The following is a 21,727-nucleotide window of genomic DNA, read 5'->3' on the forward strand; positions in this document are numbered from 1 at the left end:
CGGGGCACAGCGCCCCGCCCGAGGGGAGTGCGGGGTTCGGCCGCCCGCCCGGTGCGGGCCGGGCGCGCCGTTCCCCGCGCCCCTGACGGGGCCCGCCGGGGTGTACCTCTACAGGCGGGGGTCCACCGGTTCGGATTCCAGGGAGAGGACTCCGAAGACCGCCTCGTGGACGCGCCAGAGGGGCTCGCCCTCGGCCAGGCGGTCCAGCGCTTCGAGGCCGAGTGCGTACTCACGGAGGGCCAGGGACCGCTTGTGGTTGAGGAAGCGGCCGCGCAGCCGGGCGAGGTTCTCCGGGCGGGTGTACTCCGGACCGTAGATGATCCGCAGGTACTCGCGGCCCCGGCACTTGATGCCGGGCTGCACCAGGCGCCCGTTCTCGCCGCGCACCACCGCGCCGACCGGCTTCACGACCATGCCCTCGCCGCCGCGGCCGGTCATCTCCAGCCACCAGTCGACACCGGCCCGCACCGACTCCGGGTCACCGGTGTCGACGAAGAGCCGCCGGGTGGTGTGCAGCAGTCCGCTCCCGTCGTTCTCCACGAGCCGGTCGATCAGGGCGAGCTGCTCGTCGTGCGGCAGCCCGGCGAGGCTCCGGCCCTGGACGGCCAGGATCTGGAACGGTGCCAGGCGGACGCCTTCGAGGCCGTCCGTCGTCCAGCAGTAGCGGCGGTACGCGTCCGTGAACGCGGCCGCGTCCGCGGCCCGTTCACGCTGGCGCGTCAGCAGCTCCGTGACGTCGACGCCCCGCGCCGCCACGCCTTCGAGCGCGCTCAGCACTCCCGGGAACACCGCCCCTGACGCGGCGCCGACCGCGGCGTACTGACTGCGCAGCAGCCCGGACGCCTTCAGCGACCACGGCATCAGCTCGGCGTCCAGCAGCACCCAGTCGGTGTTCAGCTCCTCCCACAGCCCGGCCTCGGTCGCGGCGGCCCGCACCCGGCCGAGGATCTCCTCGGTGACGGCGGCGTCGTCGAAGAAGGGGCGGCCGGTACGGGTGTACAGCGAGCCGGTGAGGCCGTCGACGCCGAACCGGGCACGCGCGACGTCCGCGTCCCGGCAGACCAGGGCCACCGCCCGCGACCCCATGTGCTTCTCCTCGCACACGACCCGCGCGACCCCGTCCTCCTGGTACTGGGCGAAGGCCTCGGCGGGGTGCTCCAGATAGCCCTCGACGTGCGAGGTCGCGGTCGGCGCCATGGTCGGCGGGAGGTACGGGAGCAGCCGGGGGTCCACCGCGAAACGGCTCATGACCTCCAGGGCCGCCGCCGCGTTCTCCTCGCGGACGGCCACCCGTCCGGCGTGCCGGGTCTCGACGGCCCTGCGGCCGTGCACGTCCGCGAGGTCCAGCGGACGGCCCTCGTGACCGCCCGGCGCCTCGGTGGCCAGCGGCTTGGACGGCTCGTACCAGACCCGCTCGGCGGGGACGTCGACGAGTTCGCGCTCCGGCCAGCGCAGGGCGCTGAGCTTGCCGCCGAACACCGCGCCGGTGTCCAGGCAGATGGTGTTGTTGAGCCAGGTGGCGTTGGGGACCGGGGTGTGGCCGTAGACGACCGCGGCGCGGCCCCGGTAGTCCTCCGCCCACGGGTAGCGCACGGGCAGCCCGAACTCGTCGGTCTCCCCCGTCGTGTCGCCGTACAGGGCGTGCGAGCGCACCCGGCCCGAGGTGCGGCCGTGGTACTTCTCGGGCAGGCCGGCGTGGCAGACGACGAGGCGTCCACCGTCGAGGACGTAGTGACTGACCAGTCCGTCGATGAACTCCCTCACCGTGGCGTGGAACTCCTCGCTCTCCGCGCCCATCTGCTCGATCGTCTCGGCGAGTCCGTGGGTGTGCTGGACCTGGCGGCCCCTGAGGTGGCGGCCGAGCTTGTTCTCATGGTTGCCGGGCACGCACAGGGCGTTGCCCGAGGCGACCATGGACATCACGCGGCGCAGCACGCCGGGCGAGTCCGGACCGCGGTCGACGAGGTCGCCCACGAACACGGCCGTACGGCCCTCGGGGTGCACGCCGTCGACGTAGCCGAGCTTGCCGAGCAGGGTCTCCAGCTCCGAGGCGCAGCCGTGGATGTCGCCGACGATGTCGAACGGTCCGGTGAGGTGCGTCAGGTCGTTGTACCGCTTCTCGGTCACCACCGACGCGTTCTCGACGTCCGTCACCCCGCGCAGGACGTGCACCTTGCGGAAGCCCTCGCGCTCCAAGGAGCGCAGCGAGCGGCGCAGTTCGCGGATGTGGCGCTGGATCACGCGGCGCGGCATCCCGGCACGGTCGGTGCGGCCCGCGTTGCGTTCGGCGCAGACCTCCTCGGGCACGTCGAGCACGATCGCGATGGGCAGCACGTCGTACTTCTTGGCGAGTTCGATGAGCCGGCGACGGCTGTCCTGCTGGACGCTGGTGGCGTCGACGACGGTCCGGCGGCCGGCCTCGAGCCGCTTGCCGGCGATGTAGTAGAGGACGTCGAAGGCGTCGCCGCTGGCGCTCTGGTCGTTCTCGTCGTCGGCGACCAGACCCCGGCAGAAGTCGCTGGAGATGACTTCCGTCGGCTTGAAGTGCCGCCGGGCGAAGGTCGACTTGCCGGAGCCCGAGGCGCCGATCAGCACCACGAGGGAGAGGTCGGTGACGGGCAGTACGCGCCCCTGGTCGTGTCGCTCGCTCATGCGGCCTTCTCCTCCTTCGTGTTCGGGGTGCCGGTGGTGCCGGTGGTGCCGGTGGTGCCGGTGGCCAGGGTGAAGACGGCCATCTGGGTGGGCGGGCCGACCTCGGGGTCGTCGAGGCCGACGGGGGTGAACTCCACGTCGTAGCCGTGCCGTCCGGCCACCTCGCGGGCCCAGGAGCGGAACTCCTCGCGGGTCCACTCGAAGCGGTGGTCGCCGTGCCGGGAGTGTCCGGCGGGCAGGCTCTCCCAGCGGACGTTGTACTCGACGTTCGGGGTCGTCACGAGAACGGTCCGCGGACGGGCGGAACCGAACACCGCGTACTCCAGGGCGGGCAGCCGGGGCAGGTCGAGGTGCTCGATGACCTCGCTGAGCACGGCCGCGTCGTACCCCTTGAGACGGCGGTCGGTGTAGGCGAGCGAGCCCTGGACGAGCCGGACGCGCTCCGCCTGCCGCTCACCCATGCGGTCCAGCTTGAGGCGGCGCGAGGCGATGGTGAGCGCGCGCATCGACACGTCGACCCCGACGATCTCGGTGAACCGGGTGTCCTTGAGCAGCGCCTGTACCAACTGGCCCTGTCCGCAGCCGAGGTCGAGGACCCGGCTCGCGCCGGAGGCGTGCAGCGCGGCGAGGATCGCGTCCCGGCGCAGCACGGCGAGCGGCACCGGCTTCTCCTCGGTGTCGGTCTCCTCGTCGACCGCGTTGTCGATCTCCTCGACCGCGATGTCGTCGGCCTCGGCGAGCCGGGCGAGTTCGAGCCGCTCCAGGGCCTCCCGGGTCAGCGACCAGCGCCGGGAGAGATAGCGGCCGGCGATCAGCTTCTGCTCCGGGTGGTCCGGCAGCCAGCCCTCGCCCGCCCGCAGCAGCTTGTCGACCTCGTCGGACGACACCCAGTAGTGCTTGGCGTCGTCGAGGACGGGGAGCAGCACATAGAGGTGACGCAGGGCTTCGGCGACCGTCAGCCCCTCCGCCACGAGTTCCAGGCGTACGTAGCGGGAGTCGCCCCACTCCGGGAAGCGCTCGTCGAGCGGCACCGCCTCGGCCGTCACCGTCCAGCCCAGCGGCTCGAAGAGCGCTCGGACCAGGTCGGGGCCGCCGCGCGCGGGCAGCGCGGGCACCTCGACGCGCAGCGGCCTGGTCTCGGCCGGCAGCTCGGGCCGGGCGTTGCACTGACCCTTCATCGCGCTGGAGAAGACGGAACCGATCGCCACGGCGAGCAGCGAGGAAGCGGCGTACGGGCGGTCGTTGACGTACTGCGCGAGTGCCGCGTCGGGGGCGCCGCCGCGCCCCTTGCCCTTGCTTCGCCGGACCAGCGCCACCGGGTCGACCTCGACCAGCAGGGCGGCCGTGCACCGCTCGGCGGTCGCCTCGGGGTACAGCACGTGCGCCGTGCCGTAGGACAGGCCGGTCGAGAACGGGTTGTCAGGATGCTTGTGGAGCAAGAACCCCAGGTCGGTGGCCGGGTGCTGCTCGTTGCCGGTGGTGGAGATCGTCAGGAACACATGAACGAGTATGGGTGCGGCCGGGCCCGTGCCGGTACCGGATTACCCGTGAAGGGCGGGGCCCCGCCTCGGCGCACCCGGCGGTCGTGTCCCGCCCGGGCCCGGCGAAGGCGGCCGTCACGATGCGAAATGGCCGCTCCCGGCGAATCCCCGGCAGGTGCGCAGGGATTCGGCGATCTCCTTCGACACCACCCGGCGACAGTATTTTTTTCGCAAAGTAAACACAATGTGCGGCGCGCCTCCGAGGGCGGCAAATCGGACCGACACCACTCCGATTCACCTTGACAGGTGACAGGTTAACTATCGTATTGTTCAAAGGAACGCTCTCGGGGGAGGCGTCAGCGTTGCCGGCTCCCTCATTGTTCGATGTCGACGCGTCGCACTTTGGGCGTGCAGCCAAGGGGGAACATGGACATCGGAATACTCGGGCCGCTCAGCGTCGGATCAGCAGGGCGAGAAGCGGCGCCGACGGCGCCGAAACCTCGCCAATTACTCGCCCTGCTCGCCGCCCGCACCGGTCACGTCGTACCGACGGACGCACTCGTGGACGAACTGTGGGAGCACGATCCGCCGGCCAGTGCGGTGACCGTCATACAGACCTACATCGTCCTCCTGAGACGCGCGCTCGCCACGACCTTGCAGACCGGCACCGAGCAGGTGGCCCATGACGTACTGCCCTACACGGGCTGGGGTTACCAACTGCTGCCGCAGGACGGCGGAGTTCATGACGCCGACCGCTTCGCCAGGCACACCGAGCAGGGCCGCCGGGAGCTCGCGGCCGGGGACTACCAGAGAGCGACGATGTCGCTCCAGCGGGCCCTGCAGACGTGGCGCGGCCCCGCCCTCGCGGACGTCCGCATCGGACCGCAGCTCCTGGCCCACCGCACCTCGCTCGAGGAATCCCGCACCGTCGCCGTCGAACAGCGCATCGAAGCCGATCTGCATCTGGGCCGACACCACCAGTTGATAGGTGAACTTTCAGGACTGGTAATTCAGGATCCACTGCACGAGCGCACGCATTCCCTTCTCATGGTTTCTCAGTATCGTTCGGGGCGTCCGGCACAAGCTCTTGAAACATTCCGGAAACTCCACAAAAACCTGCGTGAAGAACTGGGAATAGAACCGTCACCGCACGTCACGAAAATCCACGAGAAAATCCTCTCCGGAGATACCTCCCTGCTGCTTCGGGACGACATCTTGAGCCTGGACCCGTCGCGTCCTTGTGCCGCGTAGTCGCATGATCACGGGTTGCCCGAGACCGCCCGAGCCGGCTCCGGTGGCGCACCCTGCGCGCATCGCACAGGGTGCGCCACCGGACGACCGAGACCGCTTCCGAGTGGGTACGCCGTCCCGCCCCGGGCTCCTCAGTCCTCCGCCTCGCACTCGGCCCCGTCGGCGACGAGCGCCTCACGCACGGCTCCCCCGTCCCCATCCCCGTGACGCGGCCCGCCACGAACCCGCCGACCAGGACCGGTCCCGCCGCGTGTCCCCCCAGCCGGCCCTCGGGACGCCGGGCCGGACCGGTGCCGCCGCGAGGTGCCGCGTCACGGCGCACAGGACGACCGTGAGCGCGGCGAGATCCTCGTCGCTCGGATTCCCGTGGAGCACCCGGACGAGGTCCGGACCACCCGGCGTCACAGCGGAGGGTTGCCGTGCTTGCGCGACGGCAGGTCGGCGTGCTTGCTGCGCAGCATCGCGAGAGAGCGGATCAGGCACGACCGGGTGTCGCCCGGGTCGATGACGTCGTCCACCAGCCCGCGTTCCGCCGCGTAGTAGGGGTGCATCAGTTCCGTCCGGTACTCCTTGATCTTCTGCTGCCGCACCGCCTCCGGGTCGGAGGCCGCCGCGATCTCCCGGCGGAAGATCACGTTCGCCGCGCCCTCCGCGCCCATCACCGCTATCTCGTTCGAGGGCCACGCCAGGGAGACGTCGGCCCCGATGGACCGGGAATCCATCACGATGTAGGCGCCGCCGTACGCCTTGCGCAGGATCAGCTGGATCCGCGGGACCGTGGCGTTGCAGTACGCGTACAGCAGCTTCGCGCCGTGCCGGATCACGCCACCGTGCTCCTGGCTCACACCGGGCAGGAAGCCGGGCACGTCGACGAGGGAGACCAGGGGGATGCTGAACGCGTCGCACAGCTGGATGAAGCGGGCACCCTTCTCCGACGCCCCGATGTCCAGGACGCCGGCGAGCGACGAGGGCTGGTTGGCGACGATGCCGACCACCTGGCCGTCGAGGCGGGCGAGCGCGCAGAGGATGTTGGTGGACCACGCGGAGTGCACCTCGAAGAACTCGCCGTCGTCGACGATCTCCTCGATCACCGCGCGCATGTCGTAGGCACGGTTGGGGTCCTGCGGCACCAGGTCGCGCAGGACGTCGGTGCGCCGGTCGGCCGGATCCGCGCACTCCTCGGCGGGCGGGAGTTCGCGGTTGTTGGCGGGCAGGAGCGACAGGAGGTGGCGCACGTCCTCCAGGCAGGACTCCTCGTCGTCGTAGGCGGCGTGCGCCACCCCGGAGGTGGCCGCGTGCACGTCGGCGCCGCCGAGACCGTTCTGGCTGATCTCCTCACCCGTGACGGCGCGCACCACGTCGGGGCCGGTGATGAACATCTGCGAGGTCTCGCGGACCATGAACACGAAGTCGGTCAGCGCCGGGGAGTAGGCGGCGCCGCCGGCACAGGGGCCGAGCATCACACTGATCTGCGGGATGACGCCGGAGGCCCTGGTGTTGCGCTGGAAGATGCCGCCGTAGCCGGCGAGCGCGCTCACGCCCTCCTGGATCCGGGCGCCCGCGCCGTCGTTGAGGGAGACCAGCGGGGCACCGGCCGCGATGGCCATGTCCATGATCTTGTGGATCTTCGTGGCGTGGGCCTCGCCCAGCGCCCCGCCGAAGATCCGGAAGTCGTGCGCGTAGACGAAGACCGTACGGCCCTCGACCGTGCCCCAGCCGGTGATCACACCGTCCGTGTACGGCCTCTTGGCCTCCAGGCCGAACCCGGTCGCCCGGTGCCGGCGCAGCGCCTCGACCTCGGTGAACGAGCCCGCGTCGAGCAGCAGTTGGATGCGCTCCCGGGCGGTCAGCTTGCCCTTGGCGTGCTGGCGTTCCGTGGCTGCCGGGTCCGGCCCCTCACGGACCGACTCCTTGATCTCCCGCAGCTCGGCAAGCCGTTGGTGAGCGACGGTGTCGTCAGTGGTTGGCATCGCTTTCGCCCTTTCTGCGTGGATCGCGTTGACTGTGGAAATCCAGGGCGGACCGGGGTGCCGGTAGCCCGTGGCCCCGGCGTCGTGGTCCACCGCGACGCCGGGGAGCCCCCGGGCGCGACCTGGTGATCGCGACCGCGGTGGCTCCCCGGGTGCGCCGGCCGCCTCCGCGTGCGCCCGTCGAGCGGTTCGTTCAGTCGCCGAGGGCGAGGGCCGGGTCGCCCTGGGCGAACGCCCGTGCGTGCTCCAGGGTGATCCGGCTGTTGCCGGTGAGCGCGGTCCGGGCGAACTCGAGGGCGTCGGCCACCGTCGCGGTGTCCCCGAGGACGCCCGCCACCGCCTCGGGGGCGATCACCACGGTGTGCTGCGACGTGATGGCGACGCCGCCGTCGACGGCCGTCACCCGCCACTCACCGGTGTGGGCGGCCAGCAGCGGCGGTACCACGGTCTGCTTGTAGACGATGCGCTCGCCGGCGAAGCAGACCCGTACGGACTTGGTCGTGTGCCGGTCACCGGCCGCGGTGATGGAGTCCATCTCCATCACCTGGACGCCCGTCTCGTCCTCCACGAGGTCCATCCGGGACACGTGGGGCAGCCGGTCCGGCCACCGCGACGCCTCGTGGAGGAAGGCGTAGGCGTCGTCCGCCCGGCCCCCCTCCACCAGGACGGTGTCCTCGAAGGTCAGTCGGTGCGCCGGCTGCGCGGCGGCCCGCTCGGAGAGCGACTTCAGGTTCGCCAGCTCGGCACGGCTGTTGCGGTCCGTGACCTCGGCGATCCAGGCCAGGGCGGCCGGATCGTCGCCGACCGCCCGATAGCCGTGGTCGAGGGTGATCTCGGTGCCGCCGTCCGGAAGCGCCCGGAGCCTCCACGCGCCGGACATCGACGCGACGGGCGGCTGGGACACCTCCTGCCGGAAGCCGATGCGCAGCCCCTCGGGGTCCAGTTCACGGCGGGAGGTCCACGCCTTGACCGTGTCCCCCGCGAGCGCCCAGATGCGTATCCGCTCCGTTCCGCCGTCCCCCTCGGGCCGCTCCAGCTGTTCCACGTGGACGGTCGGGGAGAAGTTCACGGGCCACAGCGCGGTGTCGGCCAGAAGGGCGTAGAGGGTCCGCGGCGCGGCGGTGGTGACGATGGTGTGCCGTACATCGGTCATCGCGCGTTGCTCCCTGTCGAACGGTGTGGGTACGGGTCGGTCCGCATCAGTAGTTGCCCAGCCCGCCGCACACGTTGAGGGCCTGGGCGGTGATCGAGGCGGCGAGGTCCGAGAGCAGATAGCCGACCAGACCGGCCACCTCCTGCGGGGTGGAGTACCGCCCCAGCGGGATCTTGGTCTCGAACCGTTCCAGGACCGCCTGCTCCTCGGTGTCCCAGATGCGCGCGTAGTTGGCGCGCACCTGCTGTGCCATGGGTGTCTCGACATAGCCGGGGCAGACCGCGTTCACGGTGATCCCGGACTTCGCGAGCTCGAGGCCCAGCGCCTTGGTGAATCCGATGACGCCGTGCTTGGAGGCCGAGTAGGGGGCCCCGAGCACGACACCCTGCTTGCCGCCGGTCGAGGCGATGTTGACGATGCGGCCACGCCCCTTGTCGCGCATGCCGCCCGTGGTGAGCACCTCGCGCGTCATGAGGAAGACGCTGTTGAGGTTGGTGTCCATGACGTCGTACCAGGTGTCGTCGTCGAGGTCGGCGGTGACGCCACCGCCGCTGCGCCCGGCGTTGTTGACGAGGGTGTCGACGGTGCCGTACCGCTCCACCGCCGCCCGGACGAAGTCACGCACCTCGTCCCGTGAACGGACGTCACAGGTCCTGCCGTCCACCTCGAAGCCCCGTTCGCGCAGGTCCTTCACGGTGACGTCCAGATCCTCCGCGCTGCGGGCGCAGATGAAGACCCTGGCGCCGGCGGCGGCCAGGCTCTCCGTGATCGCGAGTCCGATTCCGCTGGTGGCCCCGGTGACGATGACCGAGGTGGCTGTCTCGTTGGCCATGCTGTGCTCTCTTCTCACGTCGATGAGGTTCGTGGGTGGCGGAGCGGGGGGACGGGCCTGCCGCGGAACGGCGGCAGGCCCGTGGCTCACGCGGCCCGGGCGGCCGGCGGAACCGCCCCGCCCGCCGCCTCCAGCAGCAGCCGCGGGGTCTCCGCCTCGCTCAGCACGTCGTCGGAGAGCTTGACGCCGAACTCCCGCTCGATCCGGCTGCACGCCTCCAGCAGGGCGAGGGAGTCGTAGCCGAGGTCGGTGAAGAGGGTGTCCAGGATGTCCCCGTCGAGATCGACGCCCTCGTTCTCGCCGGCGCTCTCGCGCAGGATGCGGGTCAGGTCGTCGATGGTCAGTTCACGTGCGGTCATGAGTGGTGTCCTCGTTTCGGTGGTTCGGTACGTCGTGTCGTCGGTCGGACGGGTCGGACGGATCAGTCGGCGGCGGGGGCCCGCAGCACCATGGCCGCGTTGAATCCGCCGTGCCCGCGGGCGACCACGAGCGCGTGGTTCACCCGCATCTCGCGTGCGGTGTCCCGGACCAGGTCGATCGCGCAGTCCGCCGCCTGGTCGGTGACGCGCAGGGTGGGCGGAACGACGCCGTCCCGCATGGCGAGCAGGGCCGTCGCCGTGTCCAGCGACGCCGCGCCCGAATAGAGACGGCCGGTCATCGTCTTCGGGGCGGTGACCGGCACCCCGTTCGGGCCGAAGACGGCGCTCAGCGCTGCCGCCTCCGCCCGGTCCAGATCGCGTACTCCGGCGGCGTCCGCGAAGACGACGTCGATGGCGCCCGGGGTCACCCGGGCGTCGGCCAGGGCCGTTTCGATCGCACGGCGCAGTCCTGGTCCACGGCCGGATCCGGGCCCGGGGTCGAACGTCGCGGCGTAGCCGGCGACGGTGCCGTAGACGCGCGCGCCGCGCTCCCGCGCCCGGGACTCACGCTCGAGGACCAGGATCGCGCCGCCCTCGCCGGGCAGGTGCCCGTCCGCGGAGGTGTCGAACGGCGCGTAGGCGCGCGCGGGGTCGTCGGTGGGGCTCAGACGCCCGGTGGACAGCAGGGAGACCAGGCCCCACGGCGGCAGGGAGGCGTCCACCCCGCCGGAGACCACCACGCCGGTCCCCTTGCGTATGTGCCGCCGTGCGTGGCCGAGGGCGTCCAGGCCGCCCGCCTGGTCGGTGACCAGTACGCCGCTCGGGCCGCGCATCCCGTGACGGATGGAGATCTGGCCGGTGTTGACGGCGTAGAACCAGGCGAACGACTGGTAGGCACTGACGTACTCGGGTCCCTTGCTCCACAGTTTCTGCAGCTCGTTCTGCGCGAACTCGAAGCCTCCGGAGGCGCTGGCCGTCACCACGCCCATGTCGAACTCGGGCACCGCCGCGGGGTCCAGGTCCGCGTCGGCCAGCGCCCAGTCCGAGGCCACGAGGGCCATCTGCGTCATCCGGTCGGTCTGCGGCAGCAGCCGGCTCGCCAGGTACTCCCCGGCCTCGAAGCCGGTGACCTCGCCGGCGAGCCGGGTGGGGTAGGAAGCGGGGTCGTAGCGGCTGATCCGCTCGATTCCGCTGATGCCCTTCTGGGTCGCGGTCCAGAACTCCTCCGTCCCCAGGCCGTTCGGCGCGATCACGCCGATGCCCGTCACCGCTGCGGACTCGGTCATGCCGTCCTCCTCTCCGAGGGCCGGGTCAGCACCATGGCGCTCTGGAACCCGCCGAATCCGCTGCCGACGGTGAGCACCGAGTCCACCCGCTGTTCGCGGGCGGTGTGGGGTACGTAGTCGAGGTCGCACTCCGGGTCGGGGGTGTGCAGGTTGGCGGTGGGCGGCACCACTCCGTGCTCGATCGCCAGCGCGCAGGCGGCGATCTCGATGGAGCCGATCGCCCCGAGGGAGTGGCCGATCATCGACTTGATGGAGCTGACCGGCACGGCGTACGCGTGCCGGCCCAGGCTCCGCTTGAACGCGGCCGTCTCGTGGCGGTCGTTCTGCTTGGTCCCGGAGCCGTGCGCGTTCACGTACTCCACGTCCTCCGCGTTCATGCGGGCCTCGGCCAGCGCGGTCTCGATGGCCACCGCCATCTCCCGCCCGTCCGGCCGCAGTCCGGTCATGTGGAAGGCGTTGCAGCGGGACGCGAACCCCGCGATCTCGGCGTAGACGTGCGCGCCGCGCCGCCTGGCGTGCTCGTACTCCTCCAGGACGAAGACCGCCGCGCCCTCGCCCAGCACGAAGCCGTTGCGGCTCCTGTCGAACGGCCGGGAGGCGTGCTCCGGGTCGTCGTTGCGCGGCGAGGTCGCCTTGATGGCGTCGAAGCAGGCGACCGCGATCGGCGAGATCGGGGCGTCGGTGGCGCCGGCGACCATGATGTCCGCGCTGCCCTCGGCGATCAGCTCGCGGGCGTAGCCGACCGAGTCGAGGCCGGACGTGCAACCGGCCGAGACGACGGCCGCGGGACCCTCGGCGCCCACGGACCAGGCGACCTCGGAGGCGATGCTGCTGGGCACGAAGTGCCCGTACAGGTGCGGCACCCGGTATTCGGCGTCGACGAGCCACTTGCGCCCGCTGTCGCTGAGGACGACGTACTCCTCCTCCAGGCCCATGGTCGCGCCGACCGCGCTGCCGATGGTGACCCCGATCCGGGACGGGTCCGGGGACTGGAAGTCGAGGCCGCTGTCGCGTACCGCCTCGCCGGCGCCGACGACGGCGAACTGGGTCGCCCGGTCCATGCGGCGGATCTCACGCGGCGTCAGCCCGTGGAGCGCGGGGTCGAAGTCGCACTCGGCCGCGATCTGCGAGCGGTACGGCGAAGGATCGAAGAAGGAGATGGGCCCGGTCGCGGTGCGTCCCGAGGTGATGAGGTCCCAGAAGGCCTTGGTACCCGTGCCGCCGGGTGCCACCACGCCGATGCCGGTGATGACCACCCGGCGTCCGGCCGTGGGCTCGTGCCCCGGTTCCGCCGCGCGGCGCGAGCCCGCGGCAGGTTCCGTCGCTGACATGTCGGCTGCCTTTCCGTAAGAGGTGCGTCCCCTCGCATCACGGCCGGGCCGTCGGCCGCCGGAGCGCACAGGGACTCAGATCGTCGAGCTGCCGTCGGCGGGAGGGCCGCACCGGCTGGAACCACGTTCTCGACGTGGCCTCAAGGTCCGCTCAAGGGCGGCCCAAGGAGTCTTCCGGCCATTCTCGGGCGGCGTTCCGCGGGAGGGCCGGGACAGGCCTGTGGCCTGCGACGGAGCGTTCCGCGTCGCAGGCCACAGGGGTCTCGGTGGTTCGGTTCCGGTCAGCGCACGAGCCGCCAGAGCAGCCAGGCGTCGAGTCCGCTCCAGACGGTGAAGGCCACCGTGCGGACCCAGCTCACGCGGAGCAGATGGGCGTGGACGGACGCGGAGAAGTGCTGGGCGAGAGCGGTCCGGTCGGGCGTGGCCACGGCGCCGGAGAGCACCATGATCAGGACCAGCAGTGCCAGGGACAACAGCGCCGCCCGGAGCGGGACCGCCGGGCCCCTGGCCACGACGAGCAGGACCGACGTCACGCCGGCCACCAGCAGGCCGGGGGCCAGGACCCGCCAGAACGTCTGGTTGTGGGCTTCCATGTACGACTCCGCCGCGCCTTCCCGGAGCCTGGCCACCATGGGGTAGTCCATCAGCTGGAGCGTCCAGACGAAGCCGGTCGTGTAGAGCACGGCCAGCGTCTGGGCCAGTACCAGGGCGGCGGTGGCACGGTGTGAGGCGGTGGGCCAGGTCATCCCTCGTGGTTCCCCTCGTCCGGGCGCGCCCGCGTGTCCGGCTGCTTGTCCCACAGCAGACGCAGCTCCTGCCATTCCGGGCACGGCTGGGGCAGCGTCGAGCGTTCCGGGGGGACGGTGGCGCGCATCCCGTCCAGGGCCATGTGGAGGTAGCGCAGCCGCAGTTGGCGGATGCGCTCGGGCAGGCCGGGCAGCCGCGTCCTGAGGTGCACCAGAAGCAGTACGAGGTCGGCCGCGCCGACGTCCTGACGCAACGCCCCTTCGGAGCGGGCGCGTTCGAGGAGCGCGTCGATGGCGGCCCGCAGCCGGTCCGACGCCCTGTCGACCGCCGGTGTCGCGGGCAGCACACCGCCGATCAGCGGCAGCAGACTGCTGGTGGGCGTGCTGACGGCATCACGCATGAACCGGACCAGCGCCTGCCAGCCGTCCTCCTCCTCGGCGGCCGCGAGAGCGGCCTCGGAGAGCCGCTCCATGCAGACGACCCGGACGTGCTGGGCCACCGACACCTTCCCCCGGTAGCGGCGGTAGAAGCTGCCTATGCCGATGTCGGCCCGTCGGGCGATCTCGGCCACGGAGACGTTCCAGCCGACCTCCGAAAGGGCCTCGTGCGCGGCGAGGAGCAGACGCTCGTCGTTGCGTTCGGCTTCCCGGCGGCGGCCACGGGGTGCGGGCCGGGAGGCGGGGACTGGGGGCACAAGGCGGCTCCTTGGGCTTTGTTGTCGAGTGCCGGGAACGGGTCACGCGGTGGGGCGGGTGCCGGTCACGCGGCACAGTGCGGATGGGCCCCGCAGAAGTCGACCATCTCCCCGAACACGGCCGGGACGTCCAGCGGCGCGGCCGGCTCGGCGCCCCGCTCCTCCGCGTACGCCCGGTGCAGGTTGACCACCAGGCGCTCGCTGTCGGTCAGTCCGGCGAACGGTCCCGGGCCCGTCGCCCGCGCGAGCGCCAGGGGTGTCAGCCCCTCCGCGAGGCCCTGGCGCGCCAGGCCGCGCACCCAGCGCAGGTAGTCGGCGTCCGCGTCCAGCAGCTCGGGGCCGCCGACCGGCCCGTGCCCCGGCACCACCACCCGCGGCTCCAGCGCCCGCAACCGGTCGAGCACGCGCAGGGACCCCGACACCGATCCCATGAGCGTGAACGGCGTGGCGCCCGAGAAGACCAGGTCGCCGGTGAACAGCACGCGCTGGTCGGCGAGCCAGACGACCGCGTCGCCCGCCGTGTGTCCGGGGCCCAGGTGGATCAGCTCGATCCGGAAGCCGGATGCCGGCAGGGTCATGCGGTCGTCGAACACGACTTCCGGGGCCCCCGCCTCGACGTGCCCCCACCGCACGTCGGGCCACAAGGCCGTGAGGGCCAGTCCGTGCTCGGCCATCTCGGCGGCGGCCCTCCGGTGCGCGACCACCGTGGCCCGCTCGAAGAGGTGGTTGCCGAAGGTGTGGTCGCCGTGGCTGTGGGTGTTCACGAGGATGTCCACGGGGGTCGGGCTCAGGTCGTCGACCACGTGCCGCAGCCGGCGGGCCCGGGCCTCGGTCGCCGCGGTGTCCACGAGCACGGGTCCGGTGCCGGCCAGCACGATGCCGGCGTTGTTCAGGCACCAGCCTCCGTCCGGCTGGAGGTAGGCGTAGACGCCTTCCTCGATCTCCTTCACCTCGTGCGCCGGGGCTGCCGGTTCGAGACGGACGGACGGCATATCACACCTCCAGGGGCGAGCCGTCGAGCACGGGGCGGCAGACCGTCGGCCTGCCGGTCGCGAACGCCGCCAGGGGGCGCAGCCGTTCGGTGACCTCAGGGCGGGCCAGGGCGTCGCGCAGTGACTGTTCGTCCTGCCACTCCGCGACGTTCACGTAGGTCGATCCGGTGCCCAGGGAACGGAGCAGCCTGTGGTGCAGGAATCCGGGCTGCGCCCGCATGCATTCAGCCGCGCGTGCGAATTCGCGCTCGAACTCGGCCGTGGACCGGCGCACTTGGAAGACGTTGACGAGAACTATCACGTGAACACTCCTTTCTCGGACCTGGAACGCGCCGCGTACCGGCTCCGCCCCGTTCGTCCGGCCTCGCCGGCCGGGGCGGAGAAGCGGTCGCGCGCAAGAGCCCGGGCCCGACGACGGGGGAAGGCGTCGGGCCCGGACGGTACTGCGGGCGGGTGCGCTATTCGCCGACGGCGACCGCGGTCCGCGCCTCGCGGGTGGCGGTGGCCGATTCGGCCTCCGGTACGGCGACCCGCCCCTGACGGGGCATCAGGAGGGCGGTGACGGCCCCGAGGGCGACGAACGCGAAGCCGACCCACAGGGCCACGTGCATGCCGTGCACGTAGTGCTCCCGGCTGTCGTAACCGCCGTGCCCGGCGAACACGGCGGCGAGCACGGCCACGCCGAACACACCGCCGAGTTCACGGATCGCGTTGTTGGCGCCGGAGGCGATCCCCTCCTCCTCGCGCCGCACCGAGCCCATGACCACGTTGCCCGCCGGCCCGAAGTACAGCCCCATGCCGAAGCCGTTGCAGACGAAGGCGGGCACCAGGGACAGGAACGAGCTCCCGGTCGTGATGGACAGGGCCAGCCAGAGCAGGCCCACGCTCTGCAGGACCAGACCGGCCACGATGATCGGCTTGCCGCCGATCTTGTCGGACAGACCGCCGCCCAGCGGTGCCGCGATGAGCACCACACCGGTCCATGCCAGGAAGCGCAGTCCCGCGGCGAACGGCGAGTAACCGAGCGCGGCCTGCAGGTACTGGGTGATCAGGAAGATCGAGCCGAACATCCCGAAGAACATGAACAGGGAGAGCAGGTTCACCGTGGTGAAGGCGCGCCCGGCGAAGAGCCTCATCGGCAGCATCGGATGCGGGGTCCGCAGCTCCCAGGCGACGAACGCCGCCAGCACCACGAGGCCGCCGATCCCCGAACCCAGGGTCTGCGCACTGGTCCAGCCCTCCGCGTCGCCGCGGATGATCGAGACCACGACACCCAGCAGACCGACGCTGGCCAGCACCGTGCCCACCAGGTCGAGCTTGGCCGCCGGCCCGAAGCTCTCCGTCAGCCAGGCCGACGAGAGGACGATGAGCACCGCGCCGATCGGCACGTTCAGCCAGAAGATCCACTGCCAGGAGGCGCTCTCGGTGATGAAGCCGCCGATCACCGGGCCGAGGGCCACGCCCAGTCCGCCCACTCCTCCCCACACACCGAGGGCGGCCCCTCGCTTGCTCGGCGGAACCGCCGCGGAGAGCAGGGTCAAGGTGAGCGGCAGCACGATGGCCGAGCCGAGGCCCTGGATGGCGCGGGCCGCGATGAGTACGCCGATGCCCGGCGCGAGCGCGGCCATCGCCGACGACGCGGTGAACAGGACCAGGCCCGCGACGAAGAGCCGGCGCCGTCCGAAGCGCTCGGCCAGGGCGGAGGCCGTGAGCAGGAAGACGGCGAAGGTGAGGGTGTAGGCGTTGACCGTCCACTCCAGCCCTTCGAGGCCGGTGTGCAGATGCTCTCGGATCTTGGTCAACGCGGTGGTGACGACCAACTGGTCGAGGGAGACCATGAAGGTGGCGATGGCGGTCACGGTCATGGTGCGGCCGAAATGGCCGGTGGTGGCCTCGGAGGCATCCGGAGAGGTGGTGCTGTCCATCTTCGACTCCTTCGGATTTCGAATGGACTGCGGATCGGTGTGAGGTGCCGGGAAGAGCCGTGTCGCGGCCTGACGCACTCCCGAGGAAGGTGCTGCGGCGAGCGTGACAAACACGGTTGGACGTGAAACAGTTAACCTGGAAACCGCGACAGCGCCAGGGTAAACAGGAGCGAGTTAACATGTCAACCGAACTAGGCCTCACGTCCGGGGAGACCCCCATCGCGAACGGGACCGGCAGCCCGGAGTTCCGGGCATGGATCTCCCTGGCGCACGCCTACGGGCATGTCTCCAAGGCCCTGGACCGCTCGCTCACCCAGGAACACGGCATCTCCCTCGCCTGGTTCGAGGTCCTGGCGCGGCTCAGCAACGCGGAGGACACCCGGATGCGCCTGCTGCACCTCAGCCAGGCCCTGGTCGTCTCCAAGGCGAGCGTGACCAAGCTCGTCGACCGCATGGAACTCGCCGGGCTCGTCAGCCGGGTGACACCCGCGGAGGACAAACGGGCCGTCTACGCGGCACTCACGCAGCACGGCAGCGCCACCCTGGCCAAGGCGCTGCCGCTCCAGGTCCACAACATCCGGCAGTCGCTCTCCGGCCTGGGCCAGGACGAACTGGAGAGCCTTCAGGGGATGCTCGACGAGGTCATCCGCGGGTTCGACGCCCAGTGGCGGGCCAAGGACTGAGCCGGACCGGCTCCGGGCCGCTCACCACTCGACCGCGCCGATGTCGAGCGGCCGCGGCGGCCGCCCCTCCATCCGCGCGGCCAACCGCGCCAGCCGGTCGCGCAGTTCCTCGGCCGGCCGGTGACACCGGTCGCCGTGACCGGGCAGCACCCAGCTGAAGCGCGCCTCCTCGGCCAGGCGCAGCAGCGAACCGACCAGCTCCGGACGCGAGTACCAGACCACCGTCTCGAACACCTCGAGGTCCTGCGCGGTCCGCGACCAGTAGAGCGTGTCACCGGTGAAGCAGTACCGGTCGTCCACCACGTACACCACGCTCCCCCGCGTGTGGCCGGGCACCGGTCGCGCGATCACGCCGGGGAGCACCTCGGCCGGCTCCCTGCCCCGCAGCACCCTGTCGGCGTACGGCGCGGCGTCCTTGTCGTCCTGGTGGATCCACACCCGGGCACCGAAGTGCTTCGCGAACCGCCGGGCGTGGGCGGTGTGGTCGCGGTGCGTCAGCAGGATGTGCGCGATGCCGCCCAGTTCCTCGTACGAGGAGGCGACCGCCGACGTCCAGCGCGGCGTGTCCACCAGCAGGTTGCCTTCCGGGCGGCGCACCAGATAGGCGTTGGCCCCGAAGGTCCGGGCCGAGTTGTACCCGCAGAGATAGACCTCGCGGTCGAGGCGCATCGGGAAGAGGACCGCCGGGACACCTTCCGGGTCCCGGCGGATCGCCCGCACCGGACAGGCGACCGCCGCCCGTTCCAGGGCCAGTTCCTCCGCCGCGTCGGCGGGCTGGCGGGTCAGCAGGGAACGGGCACCGGCCTCGACCACCGTCTCCGGGGCCAGTTGGCGGGCCACGTCGCAGTTGATGCAGTTCTCGCCGATCTCCCAGACGTGCCCGCCACGCCCCCGTGATTCAGCCGCCGACAAGTCGTCCCCTGAGTTCGTCGCGGGCCACCTTGCCGGTGGCGAGCCGCGGGATGTCCGGCACGACCTCGGCCCGGCGGATGAGCTGCCCCTCCGTCAGTTCCGCGTTGACCGCGTCCAGGACGGCGTCGATGTCCGTGTCCGTGCCGTCCTCCAGCACGACGAAGGCCACCGCGGACGTACCGAGCACGGGATCGGCCCCTCCGACGACCGCGCAGTCCCGGACCGCCGGGTGGGCGTCCAGCCTGCGCTCCACCGCGGTCGGCGACACCAGCTCGCCCCCGCACCGGAAGGCGTCCTTGACCCGGTCGAACATGAAGAGGTAGCCGTCCTCGTCCAGGCGTCCCATGTCCCCGGTGGAGAGCCATCCGTCCCGGTCCACCGGGGAGGGACCGTCGTGCCCCAGATACCCCTGCATCAGGTGCGGGCCGTGGATCTGGATCTCCCCGACGCCGTGCGCCGGCAGGACCTCCCCGGACCCGGGGTCGACGATCCGTATCCGGCTGCCCTTCAGGGGCAGGCCCACGGAGCCCGGCCGGGGTGCGTCCGGATCGTCCGAGGTCGCCAGCGACGAGGTCTCGCACATGCCGTACCCCTGGAGCAACGGGAGGCCGAAGGCGTCCGCCAGGCTGTCCAGCACGCGCGGGGGAACGGCGGTGCCGCCGGACGCCATCAGCGTGACCGTGTCCAGCCGCAGGTTCGGCAGATCGGGGTCGGCGGCGAGTTCCAGCAGGCGCACCGGGAAGGTGTAGTAGTGCGTCGCGGCGGTGCGGTTCGCCAGACCGATCGCCTCGGCCGGACGCGGACTCGAGCACAGGACCTGCGTCGCCCCCACGGAGACGGCCGTGTTCATGTGCATCGGGTGGTAGATCGGCAGGTGGAGCAGGACCGTCGACGACGCGTCGACCCGGTGTGCCGCCGCCATCTGGGCCGCGTTCACCCTGATGTTGCGGTGGCTCAGCCGGACGGCCTTGGGCACACCCGTGGAGCCGCTGGTGAACAGGATCACGGCCCGGTCCTCCTCGGCCGGGGCCATCGGCCGACGGGCGCCGTCACCCCCGTCACCGCCGTCGTCCACGGGACCGTCGTCGAGGACCAGCACACGCCGCAGGTCCGGAAGCGAGTCCAGCAGCGGCAGCAGCCGCTCCCTCACGTCGCGGGGAACGACCGCCAGCCGGGCCTTCGACAGTCTCAGGACGTGCGCCAGGACGGGCGCCGGAAGCCACGGATTGACCACGGCGGCCGTACCGCCCGCCCGCAGCACGCCGTAGTACGCGGCGGGGAACCCGGGATCGAGGGCCTGGACGACCGCCACCGTGCCCGGCGGCTCGTCGAACAGTCCGCGCAGTGCCCGGGCCCAGGCCGTCGCGGCCGCGTCCAGTTCGGCGTAGGAGACCTCCGCGTCACCACTGCGGATCGCCACCCGCGCCGGGTGGGCTCGCGCCGCCTCCGCGAGCAGCGCGTCGACCGGCCCGTCCAGCCGGCTCGACGGGAGGTCTGGGGCCTTCGACGCTGTCTCCGCGGTCGGGGGCGCCGTATCGGTTCGGGTCATCTCGTCCTCGTCTCCGGCAGTGGTCTTCACGGCGGTCCGCGCGGGAGCGCCGCACAGCCCCCGACCTTGGTGAGACGGGCTCAAGGGCCGCTGTAGACCGGGTCAAGACGGGCGGCCTCCCTTGACCCGGTCTACAGCGGACCTTGAGCCCGGACGCCCAGCCTTCCCGTCACACACGTCGGTTCCCGAACCCCAGGAGGCTCCGCCATGGTCCAGGCCGCGGCAGTCGCACCGGTACCCGTACCTGTCAGCACGGAGGTCTACCAGCGCCTCCAGCACTTCTACGCCCGTCAGATGCAGTCCTCCGACGACCTCGACGTGCCCGCGTGGGCGGGCAGCTTCACCGAGGACGGCGTGTTCGCCACCAACGCGTTCCCCGAGCCCATCACGGGCCGGGCCGCGATCGCCGCACACTGCGACCGGGCCTTCGCGGCACAGGCCGCCGCCGGGATCGTCCGCCGCCATGTCATGACGATGCTGACGGCCGAGCACGCGGCCGGAGACGGTGAACGGATCCACACCCGCTCGTACGTCATGGTCCTGGAGACCCGGCGCGGCCAGAAGCCGACCATCTATTGCAGCACTCTGTGCGAAGACGTCCTCGTGCCGGTGGACGGCGGCTGGCAGGTGGTCCGGCGCGAGGTGCGCCGCGACGACCTGTAGCCGGCCGGGACCGGCGTGCGGACACGGTTCCCCCGCCGGGCCATCGGGTCCGGCGGGAGGACCCACCGCCTGCCCGGAGTCCCACCGGGCGGCAGCCGGGCCCGATCCGCCACGCCCGTGCACGCGCGCCGCGCCCTGGCACACGAGGAGGAACCCTGTGACACAGAAACGGCGATCCCCGGAGACACCCGAAGAAGGAACCCGGATCCGGACCTCCACGGCCCACCGGCCGAGCGGTTCCGAGACGCGGTCCCGCCGCGCTCCCGTCCGGCCGGCCGGGTACGAGGACGATCCCGAGGACGCGCACATCGTGCGCGGAATCGACTGAGCCGGCTCCGCGGGGCCGCCACCGGCAGCACGGTACGGCGGCCCCCGGGACCGGCCCCGCGCACCACCGGCGGCATTCCCCCGACGCCCGCGAGGGCCGCTGACGCCGGCGGAACCGTTGCGGGCGGCCGGCTCCACATCCGTACGGCGAACCCCCGGGTGGATCCACGGTTCCTCGCCGCGCGGGCGGTGCGGTCCGAGGTCAGCCGGAGGTTTCCGGTGCGCGGCGCGCGGTGTCGTCCCCGCCGTCGCCGCCGTTGACGCCCGCGCCGGCGAGCAGCGCGGCGGCGGTCGCGAGGGCGAGACCGTCGAGGCCCCGGCCCTGCATGACGGCCCGGACGCCGGATCCGTCGAAGGCGACGGTCAGTTGGCGCGCGAGGAGCTCGGGGTCCGCCGCTCCGCCGCGCTCCGCCTCCTGCCGGAAGAACGCGGTCAGCGCGTCCTTGCAGCGGCGCGCCACCAGGCTCGCGGGGTGGTCCGGCGCCTTCAGCTCGGCGGTCACCGCCACGAAGGGGCAGCCCCGGAAGTCGGGGCGCGCGGCCATCTCCTCCAGGCGTTCGAAGACGTGCAGGACGCGCTCCCGCGGCGGCCGGTCGTCGTCGGGGGGCAGCAGGAACGCCAGATAGGCGGGCGCCCTGCGCTCCAGGCTCGCCGCCAGCACGCCGTCCTTGCTGTCGAACAGCTGGTACATCGAGCGCTTGGACACTCCGGCCACCCGGCACAGCGCCTCGACACCGACGCCGACGCCCTCGCGGTAGAAGAGCTCCGCCGCGGCGTCGAGCAGTCGGTCACGGGTCGGTGAACCGGCGGTCGCGGTCGAGGTCGCCTGTGTCATGAGCCCACCTTACGTTCTCCGCTTGCCTCCCGGAAACCGATCGGTTTACAGTGCGGACACGGTAGAAAACCGATCGGTTTACGAT

Annotated in this window: 20 protein-coding genes; 3 read left to right on the top strand and 17 right to left on the bottom strand. The window is 71.7% G+C overall.

The genetic code is table 11. The annotated features are described in order from the left end of the window. Positions 1-108 precede the first annotated feature (108 nt). Positions 109-2,652: a polynucleotide kinase-phosphatase gene (locus CW362_RS05305; protein ID WP_103548167.1), complete on the bottom strand. Its 2,544-nt coding sequence runs from the start codon at positions 2,650-2,652 to the stop codon at positions 109-111. Beyond that, positions 2,649-4,151 (bottom strand): 3' terminal RNA ribose 2'-O-methyltransferase Hen1, encoded by a 1,503-nt coding sequence (locus CW362_RS05310; protein ID WP_103548168.1) that lies wholly within the window; start codon positions 4,149-4,151, stop codon positions 2,649-2,651. The genes CW362_RS05305 and CW362_RS05310 overlap by 4 nt, the downstream gene beginning before the upstream one ends. Before the next feature lie 408 nt (positions 4,152-4,559). Between CW362_RS05310 and CW362_RS05315 the strand changes: the two genes are divergently transcribed. Further along, positions 4,560-5,384: an AfsR/SARP family transcriptional regulator gene (locus tag CW362_RS05315; protein WP_162683964.1), complete on the top strand. Its 825-nt coding sequence runs from the start codon at positions 4,560-4,562 to the stop codon at positions 5,382-5,384. 174 nt (positions 5,385-5,558) lie between these two features. On the opposite strand, the gene CW362_RS45570 is transcribed toward CW362_RS05315, so the two are convergent. The 12 genes from CW362_RS45570 to CW362_RS05375 all read right to left on the bottom strand — a co-directional run bounded on the left by CW362_RS45570 (position 5,559) and on the right by CW362_RS05375 (position 16,673). Further along, positions 5,559-5,867, bottom strand: coding sequence for an acyl-CoA carboxylase subunit epsilon (locus CW362_RS45570; RefSeq protein WP_103548170.1), 309 nt, complete (start codon positions 5,865-5,867; stop codon positions 5,559-5,561). Then, positions 5,786-7,354, bottom strand: a complete 1,569-nt coding sequence (locus CW362_RS05325; RefSeq protein ID WP_103548171.1) for an acyl-CoA carboxylase subunit beta — start codon at positions 7,352-7,354, stop codon at positions 5,786-5,788. Before CW362_RS05325 ends, CW362_RS45570 begins: the two co-directional genes overlap by 82 nt. A 193-nt stretch (positions 7,355-7,547) precedes the next feature. Next, positions 7,548-8,507, bottom strand: coding sequence for an aromatase/cyclase (locus tag CW362_RS05330; RefSeq protein ID WP_103548172.1), 960 nt, complete (start codon positions 8,505-8,507; stop codon positions 7,548-7,550). Between the two features lie 46 nt (positions 8,508-8,553). Next, complete coding sequence (locus CW362_RS05335; RefSeq protein ID WP_103548173.1) at positions 8,554-9,339, bottom strand: SDR family NAD(P)-dependent oxidoreductase; 786 nt, start codon at positions 9,337-9,339, stop codon at positions 8,554-8,556. A gap of 86 nt (positions 9,340-9,425) precedes the next feature. Then, positions 9,426-9,698: an acyl carrier protein gene (locus CW362_RS05340; RefSeq protein ID WP_103548174.1), complete on the bottom strand. Its 273-nt coding sequence runs from the start codon at positions 9,696-9,698 to the stop codon at positions 9,426-9,428. A 62-nt stretch (positions 9,699-9,760) separates the two neighbouring features. Then, a complete protein-coding gene (locus CW362_RS05345) occupies positions 9,761-10,984 on the bottom strand; it encodes a ketosynthase chain-length factor (RefSeq protein WP_103548175.1) in 1,224 nt (407 codons plus the stop codon). Continuing rightward, the gene (locus CW362_RS05350; RefSeq protein ID WP_103548176.1) at positions 10,981-12,315 is read right to left on the bottom strand and encodes a beta-ketoacyl-[acyl-carrier-protein] synthase family protein; all 1,335 of its coding nucleotides are present in this window, start codon (positions 12,313-12,315) and stop codon (positions 10,981-10,983) included. Before CW362_RS05350 ends, CW362_RS05345 begins: the two co-directional genes overlap by 4 nt. A gap of 281 nt (positions 12,316-12,596) precedes the next feature. After that, on the bottom strand, positions 12,597-13,061 hold the full coding sequence (locus CW362_RS05355) for a hypothetical protein (protein ID WP_103548177.1): 465 nt from the start codon (positions 13,059-13,061) through the stop codon (positions 12,597-12,599). Next, positions 13,058-13,756 (bottom strand): TetR/AcrR family transcriptional regulator, encoded by a 699-nt coding sequence (locus CW362_RS05360; protein WP_103548178.1) that lies wholly within the window; start codon positions 13,754-13,756, stop codon positions 13,058-13,060. The genes CW362_RS05355 and CW362_RS05360 overlap by 4 nt, the downstream gene beginning before the upstream one ends. Before the next feature lie 65 nt (positions 13,757-13,821). Next, entirely contained in the window at positions 13,822-14,748 is a 927-nt protein-coding gene (locus tag CW362_RS05365) for an MBL fold metallo-hydrolase (protein WP_103548179.1), read from the bottom strand. Position 14,749: 1 nt separating this feature from the next. Beyond that, positions 14,750-15,049 carry an antibiotic biosynthesis monooxygenase family protein gene (locus CW362_RS05370; protein WP_103548180.1) on the bottom strand — a complete coding sequence of 100 codons (300 nt, stop codon included), beginning with the start codon at positions 15,047-15,049 and terminating at the stop codon, positions 14,750-14,752. A 157-nt stretch (positions 15,050-15,206) separates the two neighbouring features. Next, a complete protein-coding gene (locus CW362_RS05375) occupies positions 15,207-16,673 on the bottom strand; it encodes an MFS transporter (RefSeq protein WP_103548181.1) in 1,467 nt (488 codons plus the stop codon). 179 nt (positions 16,674-16,852) lie between these two features. Here CW362_RS05375 and CW362_RS05380 point away from each other — a divergent pair, with 179 nt between their 5' ends. Beyond that, positions 16,853-17,356 carry a MarR family winged helix-turn-helix transcriptional regulator gene (locus CW362_RS05380; protein ID WP_103548182.1) on the top strand — a complete coding sequence of 168 codons (504 nt, stop codon included), beginning with the start codon at positions 16,853-16,855 and terminating at the stop codon, positions 17,354-17,356. A gap of 21 nt (positions 17,357-17,377) precedes the next feature. On the opposite strand, the gene CW362_RS05385 is transcribed toward CW362_RS05380, so the two are convergent. Continuing rightward, entirely contained in the window at positions 17,378-18,268 is an 891-nt protein-coding gene (locus CW362_RS05385) for an MBL fold metallo-hydrolase (RefSeq protein WP_240657652.1), read from the bottom strand. After that, entirely contained in the window at positions 18,255-19,817 is a 1,563-nt protein-coding gene (locus CW362_RS05390; RefSeq protein ID WP_162683966.1) for a class I adenylate-forming enzyme family protein, read from the bottom strand. Before CW362_RS05390 ends, CW362_RS05385 begins: the two co-directional genes overlap by 14 nt. Positions 19,818-20,024: 207 nt before the next feature. Between CW362_RS05390 and CW362_RS05395 the strand changes: the two genes are divergently transcribed. Continuing rightward, on the top strand, positions 20,025-20,480 hold the full coding sequence (locus tag CW362_RS05395) for a nuclear transport factor 2 family protein (protein ID WP_103548184.1): 456 nt from the start codon (positions 20,025-20,027) through the stop codon (positions 20,478-20,480). A gap of 529 nt (positions 20,481-21,009) precedes the next feature. Here CW362_RS05395 and CW362_RS05400 read toward each other — a convergent pair. Beyond that, positions 21,010-21,642: a TetR/AcrR family transcriptional regulator gene (locus CW362_RS05400; RefSeq protein ID WP_103548185.1), complete on the bottom strand. Its 633-nt coding sequence runs from the start codon at positions 21,640-21,642 to the stop codon at positions 21,010-21,012. Positions 21,643-21,727 lie beyond the last annotated feature (85 nt).

Origin of the sequence: Streptomyces populi (assembly GCF_002911015.1) — a bacterium.
GTDB lineage: Bacteria > Actinomycetota > Actinomycetes > Streptomycetales > Streptomycetaceae > Streptomyces > Streptomyces populi.

Excerpts from the sequence above, each read along its gene's own strand:
- CW362_RS05345 (WP_103548175.1), bottom strand. The coding sequence starts at position 10,984 with ATGACCGAGTCCGCAGCGGTGACGGGCATCGGCGTGATCGCGCCGAAC.
- CW362_RS05315 (WP_162683964.1), top strand. The coding sequence starts at position 4,560 with ATGGACATCGGAATACTCGGGCCGCTCAGCGTCGGATCAGCAGGGCGA.
- CW362_RS05395 (WP_103548184.1), top strand. The coding sequence starts at position 20,025 with ATGGTCCAGGCCGCGGCAGTCGCACCGGTACCCGTACCTGTCAGCACG.
- CW362_RS05335 (WP_103548173.1), bottom strand. The coding sequence starts at position 9,339 with ATGGCCAACGAGACAGCCACCTCGGTCATCGTCACCGGGGCCACCAGC.
- CW362_RS05330 (WP_103548172.1), bottom strand. The coding sequence starts at position 8,507 with ATGACCGATGTACGGCACACCATCGTCACCACCGCCGCGCCGCGGACC.
- CW362_RS05390 (WP_162683966.1), bottom strand. The coding sequence starts at position 19,817 with ATGACCCGAACCGATACGGCGCCCCCGACCGCGGAGACAGCGTCGAAG.
- CW362_RS05400 (WP_103548185.1), bottom strand. The coding sequence starts at position 21,642 with ATGACACAGGCGACCTCGACCGCGACCGCCGGTTCACCGACCCGTGAC.
- CW362_RS05375 (WP_103548181.1), bottom strand. The coding sequence starts at position 16,673 with ATGGACAGCACCACCTCTCCGGATGCCTCCGAGGCCACCACCGGCCAT.
- CW362_RS05350 (WP_103548176.1), bottom strand. The coding sequence starts at position 12,315 with ATGTCAGCGACGGAACCTGCCGCGGGCTCGCGCCGCGCGGCGGAACCG.
- CW362_RS05340 (WP_103548174.1), bottom strand. The coding sequence starts at position 9,698 with ATGACCGCACGTGAACTGACCATCGACGACCTGACCCGCATCCTGCGC.
- CW362_RS05380 (WP_103548182.1), top strand. The coding sequence starts at position 16,853 with ATGTCAACCGAACTAGGCCTCACGTCCGGGGAGACCCCCATCGCGAAC.
- CW362_RS05355 (WP_103548177.1), bottom strand. The coding sequence starts at position 13,061 with ATGACCTGGCCCACCGCCTCACACCGTGCCACCGCCGCCCTGGTACTG.
- CW362_RS05325 (WP_103548171.1), bottom strand. The coding sequence starts at position 7,354 with ATGCCAACCACTGACGACACCGTCGCTCACCAACGGCTTGCCGAGCTG.
- CW362_RS05365 (WP_103548179.1), bottom strand. The coding sequence starts at position 14,748 with ATGCCGTCCGTCCGTCTCGAACCGGCAGCCCCGGCGCACGAGGTGAAG.
- CW362_RS05305 (WP_103548167.1), bottom strand. The coding sequence starts at position 2,652 with ATGAGCGAGCGACACGACCAGGGGCGCGTACTGCCCGTCACCGACCTC.